General features: G+C 60.2%; 8 protein-coding genes, 1 tRNA gene and 1 pseudogene. All 10 read left to right on the top strand.

The features are described 5' to 3' along the window. Positions 1–351: 351 nt before the first annotated feature. Entirely contained in the window at positions 352–2,007 is a 1,656-nt protein-coding gene (locus tag HAT86_RS16020; protein WP_167200216.1) for a BCCT family transporter, read from the top strand. A gap of 107 nt (positions 2,008–2,114) precedes the next feature. Continuing rightward, positions 2,115–3,332: pseudogene (locus HAT86_RS16025) on the top strand (aminotransferase class V-fold PLP-dependent enzyme). A 54-nt stretch (positions 3,333–3,386) separates the two neighbouring features. Beyond that, entirely contained in the window at positions 3,387–4,808 is a 1,422-nt protein-coding gene (locus HAT86_RS16030) for a cryptochrome/photolyase family protein (protein ID WP_167200218.1), read from the top strand. Between the two features lie 80 nt (positions 4,809–4,888). Beyond that, on the top strand, positions 4,889–6,097 hold the full coding sequence (locus HAT86_RS16035; protein ID WP_167200220.1) for an SAM-dependent methyltransferase: 1,209 nt from the start codon (positions 4,889–4,891) through the stop codon (positions 6,095–6,097). After that, entirely contained in the window at positions 6,097–6,555 is a 459-nt protein-coding gene (locus tag HAT86_RS16040; protein WP_167200223.1) for a TrgA family protein, read from the top strand. Before HAT86_RS16035 ends, HAT86_RS16040 begins: the two co-directional genes overlap by 1 nt. Before the next feature lie 7 nt (positions 6,556–6,562). Continuing rightward, positions 6,563–7,675, top strand: coding sequence for an NUDIX domain-containing protein (locus HAT86_RS16045; RefSeq protein WP_167200226.1), 1,113 nt, complete (start codon positions 6,563–6,565; stop codon positions 7,673–7,675). A 57-nt stretch (positions 7,676–7,732) separates the two neighbouring features. Beyond that, positions 7,733–8,764, top strand: a complete 1,032-nt coding sequence (locus HAT86_RS16050) for a cysteine synthase A (RefSeq protein ID WP_167200229.1) — start codon at positions 7,733–7,735, stop codon at positions 8,762–8,764. After that, positions 8,761–11,244 (top strand): DUF3772 domain-containing protein, encoded by a 2,484-nt coding sequence (locus tag HAT86_RS16055; protein WP_167200232.1) that lies wholly within the window; start codon positions 8,761–8,763, stop codon positions 11,242–11,244. Before HAT86_RS16050 ends, HAT86_RS16055 begins: the two co-directional genes overlap by 4 nt. Beyond that, positions 11,241–11,960: an alanyl-tRNA editing protein gene (locus tag HAT86_RS16060; protein WP_167200235.1), complete on the top strand. Its 720-nt coding sequence runs from the start codon at positions 11,241–11,243 to the stop codon at positions 11,958–11,960. The genes HAT86_RS16055 and HAT86_RS16060 overlap by 4 nt, the downstream gene beginning before the upstream one ends. Positions 11,961–12,019: 59 nt before the next feature. Next, positions 12,020–12,109, top strand: a tRNA-Ser gene (locus HAT86_RS16065). The last annotated feature ends 183 nt before the right edge of the window (positions 12,110–12,292 follow it).

Genomic DNA, 12,292 nt, shown 5'->3' on the forward strand with positions numbered 1-12,292 from the left:
TATGCCTCAAAAGCATGGAATCACAAAGCAAGCATCATGGGAATCCTGAATCTGATCAGGGGCGACACGCTCTAGGCCAAGGCCTGCGCCCCGCGCGTCGGTTTCGCACAAAAAAAAGCCGCAATTGCTTGCCATTGGGAAAGCCCCCTTGTTACGCTTACACCAAGAGAGCGAACAGGGCGCTTTGCCCTCTCTGTAGCTAAAAATAGTGAGTTCGGACGCTTGTTTGCGGCGATCCGGGAACGTCAGGGAGCAACGGGCCGGACCCGAGAGACGCGCTGCGGGCCGGGGGCCTGCATGAAAGTGTGTGTATGTCCGAGACCCGATTTGCCAGGAAAGAGGGGGCCTTTTATGGCCGATGATGACACATCCAATCAGGGGATCCCGGCCCCGGAAGGGCGCGCGGATCTAATCGAGACCGATTATGAAATCGGTCAGGACAATATCGAAGCCAAGATCGGACCATTCGGTCTGGACATCCATAACCCGGTCTTTGCGATTTCGGGTCTGATGGTTATTGCCTTTGTGATTTATGCACTGGCGGCGCCACAGCATGCGGCGGATTTCTTCGGCTGGCTCAGGCCAGCGTTGACCAGTTCGTTTGACTGGTTCTTTTTGTTGGCAGCGAATATCTTTGTTATTTTCTGCCTGTTTCTGATCGTTAGCCCGTGGGGGTCTGTTCGGTTGGGCGGAACCAACGCCACACCGGATTACAGCTATCTGGGATGGTTTGCCATGCTGTTCGCGGCGGGCATGGGCATTGGTCTGATGTTCTTTGGTGTCCTGGAGCCGTCGTATTACTTCGGCACGCCGTGGGGCGATGAACCCCTAGGAACCGTGCGGCCCTTCGATGAAAATGGCGAGTTGATCGCAGCCAACGTGGCAGAGGCGCGGCGCATGGCGCTTGCGGCGACATCATACCACTGGGCGTTGCATCCTTGGGCAATCTACGCGGTTGTGGCGCTGGCGCTGTCTTTGTTTTCCTATAACAAAGGCCTGCCGCTTTCGATCCGCTCGGCGTTTTACCCGGTTTTGGGTGATCGTGTCTGGGGCTGGTGGGGCCATATCATCGACACGCTGGCGGTGTTTGCCACGCTGTTCGGTCTTGCGACATCGCTTGGGATCGGCGCGCAACAAGCGAATGCCGGTTTGGAATACGTCTATGGTATTCCCAACACGACAACGGTTCAGGTTATCCTTATCTGTCTGATTACGGCGGTCGCGCTGGTATCGGTGCTGCGGGGCCTTGACGGTGGCGTCAAGGTGCTGTCCGAGATCAACATGGTCATTGCGATCGTCTTGCTGCTTTTCGTGTTGTTTACCGCTGGTGCCGTTGCGATTTTCTCGGAGTTCCTGACAGGCCTTGTGGCTTACGCGCAAGAGGTGATTCCCCTGTCGAACCCGTTTGGCCGTGAGGACACCGGGTACATGCAGGGCTGGACCGCGTTCTATTGGGCGTGGTGGATCAGCTGGTCGCCGTTTGTGGGCATGTTCATTGCCCGCGTTAGCCGGGGCCGGACGGTACGTGAATTTCTCACCTGTGTTCTGCTTATCCCCAGCATTGTCTGTATCTTCTGGATGGCTGTGTTTGGCGGGGCGGCGATCAATGACATCATCGCCAACCCCGAAGGGTCTTTGGTGAAGGCGAACGTGATTGACAACTATGCGCCGGAGCTGTCGCTGTTTGCGATGCTGGAAAGCCTTCCGCTGACATCGATCACCTCGACTGTGGGGATCGTGCTGGTTATCGTTTTCTTCGTGACCAGTTCGGACTCGGGCAGCCTTGTGATTGATACGATCACAGCCGGTGGCAAGGTTGACGCCCCCGTGCCGCAGCGGGTGTTTTGGTGCACCTTTGAAGGGCTGGTTGCGATTGCCTTGCTGGTGGGCGGTGGTTTGACCGCACTACAGGCCATGGTGATTTCAACGGGTCTTCCGTTCACGCTGATCCTGCTGGTTATATGCTTTGGGATCATCAAGGGGTTGATGTCAGAAAAACGCGCCTGACGAACACCCCTTACCGTTTGAAATTAAAGCCCCCCGGTGTTGCACGCCGGGGGGCTTTGTTGTTTGGTTCGCCCAAGGGCGATGCTGGGAGGGCGACCATGAAACGCATGTTGGAAACAGATTTCGTAAGGGCGCAATTTCCCGCGTTCGGGGTGCCTGCGTTGCGCGATCAGGCGTTTTTCGAGAATGCAGGCGGCTCTTATGCCTGTGCGCCAGTGATCAACCGGCTGGAGCGGTTCTACCGCGAGCGCAAGGTGCAGCCCTATGGCGCGTTTGACGCAAGCCGTCTGGCAGGCGCAGAAATGGATGAGGCGCGCGCGCGGCTGGCCGGATTGATGGGCGTGGCCACCGATGAGGTCAGCTTCGGGCCGTCCACCACGCAAAACACCTATGTTTTGGCGCAAGCCTTTCGTTAATGGATGCAGCCCGGCGAGGCGATCATCGTCACCGATCAGGATCATGAGGCAAATTCCGGCCCGTGGCGCAGGCTGGCCGAGGACGGCATCGAGATTCGCGAATGGCGGATTGACCCCGACAGCGGGCTGTTGCGGCTGGACGATCTGGAGCATCTCTTGGACGACAGTGTGCGGCTGGTGTGCTTTCCGCATTGTTCCAACGTGATCGGCGCGATCAACCCGGTGGTCGAAATCACGGCTGCCGCCCACGCGGCGGGGGCGTTCGTGTGCGTTGACGGGGTCAGCTATGCGCCGCATGGCCTGCCGGATGTGGGTGGCATGGGGCCGGATATCTACCTGTTTTCGGCTTACAAAACCTATGGGCCGCATCAGGGCATCATGGTGATCCGCCGCGAGTTGGGCCAGTTGCTGCCCAATCAGGGGCATTTCTTTAACGGCGATACGCTTTACAAACGGTTCACGCCTGCGGGGCCCGACCACGCGCAGGTGGCGGCCTGTGCCGGAATGGCCGATTACATTGACCTTTTGGCAGATCATCACGGTATCGAAGGCGACCCAAGCGCGCGCGGTCAAGGCGTGCATGACCTGATGCGCGCCCATGAGGTGGCGTTGCTGCAACCGCTGCTCGATCATCTGAAAGGCCGCAACGGTCTGCGCCTGTTGGGGCCGGATCAGGCCAACCTTCGGGCCCCGACCGTGGCGCTTGCACTGACCCGGCCCGGCATCGAGGCGGCGGCGCAACTGGCGGAACGCGGCATCATGGCGGGGGGCGGTGATTTTTATGCCGTGCGTCCATTGCGGGCTTTGGGCCTTGATCCCGACAAGGGCGTTTTGCGGCTGAGTTTCGTGCATTACACGACCAAAGAAGAAATCCACAAGCTTTTGAATGCTTTGGACGATATTCTTTGATCCGGGGCGCGGTCCGGTCCGTAATGATGTAAAATGCAAAACAAGGCGCGGGACATGAGTGACGGACAGGCAACCCTTTTATGGCTGCGCCGCGATCTACGGCTAAGCGATCACCCCGCGCTCTGCGCGGCAGTGGCGCGCGGCGGGCCTGTGATCCCGGTGTTCATCCTTGATCCGCTGACCGAAGGCTTGGGCGCTGCGCCAAAGTGGCGTTTAGGGCTGTCGCTGGCCGATCTGGCGCAACGGATTGAGGCTATGGGCAGTCGCCTAATCCTGCGCCGGGGCGCGGCGTTGGACGTGCTGCGCGATCTGGCGCGCGATACCGGGGCAGGGGCGGTGTATTGGTCGCGCGCCTATGATCCCGACAGTGTCGCCCGTGACACGCATGTCAAAGCGGGTTTGAAAGAAGATGGTTTGGATGTGCAAAGTCATCTGGGCCATCTGCTGTTCGAGCCGTGGAGCGTCGAAACCAAAACCGGCGGGTTTTACAAGGTCTATACGCCGTATTGGAAGGCGCTGCGCGATCGCGCGGTGCCTGCGCCTGACCCCGCGCCTGCGCACATCCCTGCGCCCGAAACATGGCCGCAAAGCGATGATCTGTCGGACTGGGGGCTTGGCGATGCAATGAACCGGGGCGCCGAGGTGTGCCGCCCCTATCAGCGGGTTGGCGAAGACGCGGCCATCGGCCGGTTGGGCTGGTTCACTGGCGAGGCAATTGCAGGCTATGACACGCAGCGCGACCTGCCGGCAGCGGATGGCACATCGGGCTTGTCCGAAAACTTGGCGCTTGGCGAAATTTCGCCACGCCGCTGCTGGCATGCGGGGCTGCGGGCGATGCAAGACGGCAAACCGGGGGCCGAGACATGGCTGAAAGAGCTGGTCTGGCGCGAGTTCGCCTATCATCTGGCATGGCACACGCCGCGCATCATGCGCGACAATTGGCGCCCGGAATGGGACGGCTTTCCTTGGAATACCGATGAAGATGACCCGCAGGTCATCGCATGGAAACAGGGACGCACAGGCATTCCCTTTGTCGATGCCGCCATGCGCGAGATGTATGTGACTGGCAAGATGCACAATCGCGCGCGGATGATCGTGGCCAGCTATCTAACGAAACATCTGCTAAGCCACTGGCGGATCGGCCAAAAATGGTTCGAGGACTGCCTGACCGATTGGGATCCGGCCAGCAACGCGATGGGCTGGCAATGGGCCGCCGGGTCGGGGCCGGATGCGACGCCATATTTCCGGGTGTTCAACCCCGAAACGCAGGCTACCAAGTTCGATCCCGACGGCACCTATCTGCGCCGCTGGATCGCCGAGGGGCAGAGCCAGCCCAGCCAGACCGCGCTGTCGTATTTCGAGGCCATTCCGCGCAGCTGGAAGTTGCGCCCGGATGAGACCTATCCCGATCCGGTGGTGGGTGTGAAAGACGGGCGGGCCCGCGCGTTGGACGCCTACGAAAACCGGGGGTTCTGAAAATGCCAGAAAGGCCTTGCGCCGCGCCACTGGCCCAAACTAGCCTGAACAAAAACAAGAACAGAGACGACATGACAGCGATGATCCTGACTGACACCAAGGACCAAACCGGGCTGCCGCGCTACTTCGCGCAGTGCTTTTCCGCAGCGCAAAGCCTGAACCAAGGGCGGTTGGATATTCGCCTGCCCGATGGTCGGGTATTTCGCGCCGAAGGCCGCAACCCCGGCCCGGTGGCCGACATCACGGTGCATAACGGCGATGTCTTTGCGCGCATGGTGCGCGAGGGCTACTTGGGGTTTTGCGACGCCTATCTGGATGGATGGTGGAGCACACCCGATTTGCAGGCGTTCATGGATATGGTGAATGCAGACAATGACGAGATGTATAACAGCTATCCCGGTCAGGTGATCGCGCAGTTCTACGAGAAAATCCGCTTTTGGTTGCAGCGCAACACCAAGGCGCAGGCGCGCAAGAACATCAGCTATCACTATGATCTGGGCAATGATTTTTATCGGCTGTGGCTGGATGATACGATGACCTATTCCAGTGCTTTGTTCGAGACCGGACAGGAAAGTCTGGAAAAGGCACAGATCGCGAAATATGCCAGCATGGTCGATCAGATGGGGGTGAAACCCGGCGATCATGTGTTGGAAATCGGCTGTGGCTGGGGCGGCTTTGCCGAATATGCCGCCGCCGAGCGGGGGCTGAAAGTGACCGGGTTGACCATCAGTCAAGAACAGTTCGATTATGCGACAGCGCGCATTGAGAAGGCCGGCCTGTCAGACCAAGTGACCTTCAAGTTGCAAGATTACCGCGATGAGACCGGGCAATATGACGGTATCGCCAGCATCGAGATGTTCGAAGCCGTGGGCCAGCAATACTGGCCGATCTATTTCAACACTGTGCGTGAACGGCTGCGCCCCGGTGCGCAGGCCACTTTGCAGATCATCACCGTGGCCGATCATCGTTGGGAAGCCTACAGGACCGGTGTGGACTTCATACAAAAGTACATTTTTCCCGGAGGCATGTTGCCCAGTCCTGCGGTGTTGCGGGCCGAGGTGGAAAAAGCGGGCCTGAGTGTTGAGCACTCGATCGAGTTTGGCGACAGCTATAGCCAAACGCTGCGCCGCTGGCACGACACCTTTAACGAAAAGTGGGCCGAGGTGGCCGCACTTGGGTTCGACGACAGGTTCCGCCGGATGTGGAATTTCTATCTGACCTCTTGTGCGGGGGCCTTCCAAGGGGGTAATTGCGATGTGACACAGATCACCATCGCAAGGCCCGCCTGATGCCGCTGACAGACAACATGCCGACCTTCGCCCGCCTTGTGGCGGGCGTTCTGCTTGGCGCGCTTGGCTGGTGGGTGTCAGATCTGATCCGCCCCTTGATGCCCGAAGGCACCGATTTTGGCCTGTTCAATTACGTGAATGCTGGGTTGGGCATCTTGGTGGGGTGGCGCGTCACCGGGAAACGCTTGGGCCGGGGTGTTGCCAACGGGCTGAGCGCAGGGCTGACAGGGGCGGCAGCCTTGGTGTTTTGGGGGCTGGTCGTCCACAGCTTAACCCAGATGCTGGGTTTGGCGCTTGAGTCGCGCTTCAGCGGTTTTATGCAGGCGATCAACGCGATGCTACGGATCATGACGGAATACGCGTTTGTTCTGACCGATGTTCAGGTGATCATCGCATTGGTCGGCGGGGGAATTGCCACCGGCCTGATCGGGGAATGGGTGGCCCGCCGGTGGCCTTGAGGTGAGTATGTCCGTGTTCCTCTGCGGCCCCTTGGCCGAGCCACGAATTCTGGACATCGTTGCAGGGCCGGACGTGGCAGCGCTTGCGACGCAAGCGGCCAAAGTTTCGGGCTACATGCTGCTTGGGCCCGATGCGATGTGGTTTCCGGCCTTGGCGGAGCGGAAGGATCATTGCGTCGAGGGGCTGTTGCTGCGCGACCCGTCGGCGCATATCGTAAGCCGCATTGAATTTTTGATGCAAGGCGTCGGGGCCGCGCCGCGCGAAATTGTTCTGACCGATGGCCGTTTGGCGATATGCTTTGTCACAGACCATGCCCCAGATGACACCGCAGGTTGGCAGGCCGCGACGTGGCGGGCCAAATGGGGCTTGATCGCGCAGGCGGCCTGCCAAGAGATCATGGGCTATGTCGGGCGGATTGATCAGCAAGGTTTAATCTGGCGGATGCCGATGATTTTGGCCCGGGCCGGGGCGCAGGTCGCGGCGGCTGCGGGCGCGCCTGCGGATTTACGCAGTGCGGCGAGCGCCGATCAGGTGCAGGTCACCTCGGTGGACACTCCGCACGAAGGGTTTTTTCTGACCCGTGAATATGCGCTGCACCATCCCCAATATGACGGCGGCACCAGTGATCTGCTGCGCCGCGAGGTGTTTGTGGTCTCGGATGCGGCGCTTGTGTTGCCTTATGATCCGCGTCGTGACCGGGTATTGCTGGTCGAACAATTTCGCATGGGTCCGTTCGGGCGGGGCGACCCGCGGCCTTGGGCGCTTGAGCCGGTGGCGGGCCGTATTGATGCCGGGGAAACGCCCGAGCAGGCAGCCTATCGCGAATGTATCGAAGAAACCGGCCTGCACCTGTCCGGGTTGGAACGCATCTCGGGCCATTATTGTTCGCCGGGCTGTTCGACCGAGTATTTTCACCTCTTTCTGGGCCTGTGTGACTTGCCGGATGAGGGCCGGACACTGGGCGGGCTGGACAGCGAGGCCGAGGATATCCGCAGCCACGTCATCCCCTTTGATCGCGCAATGGCATTGCTTGACAGCGGAGAGGCCAACAATGGCCCCCTGGTCCTTAGCCTGATCTGGTTGTCAAAGGAACGTGACCGGTTGCGCGCGATTGCTTGAGTTCCAGCAATGGCACAGCTAAATCTGGAACGGACAACCTGATAAGGAGCACGGGTAATGCGCATCGCAAAGGATCTGGCCGAGGCCGTAGGACACACCCCCCTAATCCGGTTGCACCGGGCCAGCGAAGAAACCGGCTGCGAGATTCTGGGCAAGGCCGAGTTCATGAATCCCGGCCAGTCGGTCAAGGACCGCGCGGCGCTTTATATCATCCGCGATGCGGTGGCGCGCGGTGAGCTGCAACCCGGCGGCACGATTGTCGAGGGCACTGCGGGCAATACCGGCATCGGGCTGGCGCTGGTCGGGGCGGCTTTGGGATTTAAAACGGTGATCGTGATCCCCGAAACCCAAAGCCAAGAAAAGAAAGATATGCTGCGCCTTGCCGGGGCAGATTTGGTGCAGGTGCCCGCCGCGCCCTATTCGAATCCCAACAATTTCGTGCGCTATTCCGAGCGTCTGGCCAAGGAACTGGCCAAAACCGAACCAAACGGCGCAATCTGGGCCAATCAGTTCGACAATGTTGCCAACCGTCAGGCGCATGTCGAAACCACCGGCCCGGAAATCTGGGACCAGACCGGCGGCAAGGTGGATGGGTTCATTTGCGCCTGTGGCTCGGGTGGAACGCTGGCGGGGGTCGCCATGGCGCTGCAACCCAAGGGGGTCAAGATCGGCTTGGTCGATCCGATGGGGGCCAAGCTGTATTCTTATTACACCACCGGAGAGCTGGAGGCCGAAAGCAGTTCGATCGCCGAAGGCATCGGGCAGGTGCGCATTACCCGCAACCTTGAGGGGCTGACGCCAGATTTCGCCTGTCAGGTGGCCGATGATGAGGCGCTGCCGATTGTCTTTGACATGCTGGAACATGAAGGGCTGTGCATGGGCGCATCGACCGGGGTGAACGTGGCAGGCGCAATGCGAATGGCGCGTGACATGGGGCCGGGACATACAATCGTGACAATCCTGTGTGATTACGGCACGCGCTATCAGTCCAAGCTGTTCAATCCCGAATTCCTGCATGAAAAAGGCCTGCCGACGCCGGCTTGGCTGGATCGGGCGCCACGCAGCATTCCCGGAGTTTTCGCTGAATGATACGCCTTTTGCAGGTTTGTCTGACCTTTGTCTGTGCTGCGGTTTTCGCGGCCCTTGTCGCAGGCACTGTGCCTGTCGTTGCGCACGCGCAGCAATCTAGCCCATCACAAGCGTCGGGTGGGCAAACCGAAGTGGATTTCGATGAATGGGAGAAGGTGGCGCAACGGGCCGAAGAGGTGGTGGAGGCGGCGCGCGCCTCAAGCCCCGCCTTGGGCGAGTTGCGCAGCGAACTGGCCCGCTGGCGCGAGCGACTGAATGCCGCGCAAGACGTGAATTCCAGCACCATATCGACCGTGCAGCGCCAGCTTGAGGCTTTGGGCCCACTGCCTGAAAACGGGCAGGAATCCGATGGAATTGCAGCTCAGCGCCAAGAACTGACGGATCGTCTGGGCGAATTGCAAGCGCCGGTCAGACGCGCCGAGTTGGCCCACAGCCGGGCTGATGGCTTGATCAAGGGGATTGACCAGATCTTGCGCGACCGTCAAACCGACGCCTTGCTGGATTTCGGGCCGATCCCTTTGAACCCTGTCCATTGGCCCGGCACGGTCACCACCCTGCTTGAATCGGCGGGCGCGCTGCATTCCGAGGCGGTGTCGCAATGGAGCCGCCCCTCGCAGCCGGACCAGTTGCTTGGCGCCTTGCCGGTATCAGGAATATTGCTGCTGCTTGGTGGTGTCCTTCTGGCGCGTGGCCGCCGCTGGAGCCGGCAGCTGACACGGCGAGTGTTGCAAGATGGTGAAAGCGCGGTGCGCTGGATTGCGGCCTTCGTGGTGTCACTTGGCAGTTTCGCGGTGCCCTTTTTCGGGTTGTTCCTGATTGTGGTTGCGGTCTGGTTTACCGGGCTTTTGGGCACGCGCACGCAACAATTCATCGAAACCGTCTTGTATGCGTCGCTAATCTATCTGGTGGCGCGCTGGTTGGCGTCACGGATTTTCCCGTCTGATGATGTGCGGTCGGCACCGCTTTGTCTGGAAGAAGACGCCCGGTGGGCTGGGCGTTGGTATGGTGCCTTGCTGGGTCTGGTCATGGGCCTGCACCACGTTCTTGAACGCGTAAAAGAAATTTTTGGCTGGTCCGAGGCGGCGGGAAATGTCGTGTTTTTCCCACTGGCGGTTCTGGCGGCGCTGCTGTTGTGGCGCTTGGGGGGCTTGCTGGTTCTGCATTCGGCGGAAACTGCGGATGACAGCGGTGAAGAAACACATCGCGCCCGCATGACACGGCTTTTGGGCCGGTTGCTGGTGGTTCTGGCCGTGATCGCGCCGGTGCTGGCTGCGGTGGGCTATGTCAGCCTGTCAAAATTCCTGTTGTTCCCATCGGTTCTGACACTGATGGGGCTGGCCGCGCTTGTGGTGTTGCAGCGTCTGGTGATCGAGATTTACGCTGCCGTGACCGGCAACCGCGCCGGTGCTGGCGAGTCGCTGATTCCGGTGGTGGTGGGCTCGGTGCTGGTGTTGCTGTCGATGCCTGTGTTCGCGTTGATCTGGGGCGCGCGGGTGACCGACCTGACGGAACTTTGGACACAGTTCGTGGATGGGGTCACCATCGGCGACACGCGGATTTCCCCAACGATTTTCTTGACCCTTGCGATTGTCTTCGTCTTTGGTCTTGTGGCCACGCGTTTGTTACAGGGGGCGCTAAAGAACAGCGTTCTTCCGAAAACGAAGATTGATCCGGGCGGGCGCAACGCGATTGTGTCGGGCATCGGTTATGTCGGGATTTTCCTTGCGGCCCTGATTGCCATCACCAGTGCCGGGATCGACCTGAGCAGTCTGGCCATTGTCGCCGGTGCACTGTCAGTCGGCATTGGTTTCGGCTTGCAGAACATCGTGTCGAATTTCGTATCGGGCATCATCTTGTTGATCGAACGCCCGATCTCGGAAGGCGACTGGATCGAGGTGGGGGGCCAGCACGGAACGGTGCGCGATATCTCGGTGCGCTCGACCCGGATCGAGACGTTTGACAGGACCGATGTAATCGTGCCGAACGCGGATTTCGTCAGTGGCACGGTCACCAATTACACGCGGGGCAACACCATCGGTCGGGTGATCGTGTCCGTGGGCGTGGCCTATGGCACCGACACCCGCCGGGTAGAAGAGATATTGCTTGAGATCGCCAAGGCGCATCCGCTGGTTCTGTTGAACCCCGCGCCCTATATCGTGTTCCAGAATTTCGGCGCCAGTTCACTAGATTTCGAAATACGGGCCATCCTGCGGGATGTGAATTTCGTGCTGAACGTCAAGTCTGACATGAACCATGAAATCGCCCGCCGCTTTGCCGAAGAAGGGATCGAGATTCCGTTTGCCCAGCAGGATATCTGGCTGCGCAACCCCGAGGTTCTGCCCGGCACCGCCAAGCCCAAAGCCGACGATCCGACACCACAAGAGCAACGCCCACCAGACACACAAAGCCCGGCCAAGGCACATGTGACCGGGCAGGATTTGGCGGATGGCGATGGTGACGCCGATGGAGATGGCCGGTGACAAAGGCCTTGTTTCACGACGACGCGTATTTGCGCGAGGCAGCGGGACAGGTCACGGCGCACACGCCCGAGGGCGGCGTGGTGCTGGACGCAAGCCTGTTTTACGCCACAGGCGGCGGCCAGCCCGGTGATAGCGGGCGGCTAAGCTGGCCCGGCGGCGCGATGGACGTGGCGACAGCCGTCAAGACCGAGTCCGGCGATATCGCGCTGGTCCCGGCCCAACCTGTTGCAGCGCCGCCCGTGGGAGCAAGCGTGACCCAGACGTTGGATTGGGGCCGACGGCACTGCCACATGCGGGTGCACACCGCCTTGCATTTGCTGTCGGTGGTCGTGCCCCTGCCGGTGACAGGGGGGGCGATATCGGCCGCCAAGGGCCGTCTGGATTTCGACATGGCCGACGCGCCCGAAAACAAGGCCGAGCTTGAGGACAGGCTGAACGATCTGGTCGAGCGCGATTTGCCCGTGACACAAGACTGGATCACGCAGGCCGATCTGGACGCTCGGCCCGATCTGGTGAAAACCTTGTCGGTCGCGCCGCCCCGTGGGGCGGGCAAGGTGCGGCTGATCCGGATCGGGCAGGGGGACGGGCAGGTTGATCTGCAGCCCTGCGGCGGCACCCATGTGGCGCGCACCGGTGAAATCGGGCGGCTGCGCCTTGGCAAAATTGAGAAAAAAGGCCGCCAGAACCGCCGCGTCTATCTGCATCTGGATGATTGAGCCAATCGGGCAGAAATCACTTGAACTGCCCATTAGGCCGGCGTTAAAGAAGACGCCATGGAGAGGTGGCCGAGTGGTCGAAGGCGCACGCCTGGAAAGTGTGTAGGCGGGAAACCGTCTCCAGGGTTCGAATCCCTGTCTCTCCGCCATTCACGTTTTTTCCTCAACAAACCTGCCTGTATTGGCTCAAGAGGTGAAAACCTGTAGTAAAACCATGTGGTAATTGCATGTGGGGAACTACGGATATGCGCAAACCTGTGAATCGGCATGCAAAAGTGACCCACCTGGGTGGGTTATGATCATCTAAAACTGACCCACCTGCCACGTTAGCA

The sequence above is a fragment of the Roseovarius gahaiensis genome (assembly GCF_011601345.1).
In the GTDB taxonomy this organism is placed as follows: domain Bacteria; phylum Pseudomonadota; class Alphaproteobacteria; order Rhodobacterales; family Rhodobacteraceae; genus Roseovarius; species Roseovarius gahaiensis.

Excerpts from the sequence above, each read along its gene's own strand:
- HAT86_RS16020 (WP_167200216.1), top strand. The coding sequence starts at position 352 with ATGGCCGATGATGACACATCCAATCAGGGGATCCCGGCCCCGGAAGGG.
- HAT86_RS16030 (WP_167200218.1), top strand. The coding sequence starts at position 3,387 with ATGAGTGACGGACAGGCAACCCTTTTATGGCTGCGCCGCGATCTACGG.
- HAT86_RS16035 (WP_167200220.1), top strand. The coding sequence starts at position 4,889 with ATGATCCTGACTGACACCAAGGACCAAACCGGGCTGCCGCGCTACTTC.
- HAT86_RS16040 (WP_167200223.1), top strand. The coding sequence starts at position 6,097 with ATGCCGCTGACAGACAACATGCCGACCTTCGCCCGCCTTGTGGCGGGC.
- HAT86_RS16045 (WP_167200226.1), top strand. The coding sequence starts at position 6,563 with ATGTCCGTGTTCCTCTGCGGCCCCTTGGCCGAGCCACGAATTCTGGAC.
- HAT86_RS16050 (WP_167200229.1), top strand. The coding sequence starts at position 7,733 with ATGCGCATCGCAAAGGATCTGGCCGAGGCCGTAGGACACACCCCCCTA.
- HAT86_RS16055 (WP_167200232.1), top strand. The coding sequence starts at position 8,761 with ATGATACGCCTTTTGCAGGTTTGTCTGACCTTTGTCTGTGCTGCGGTT.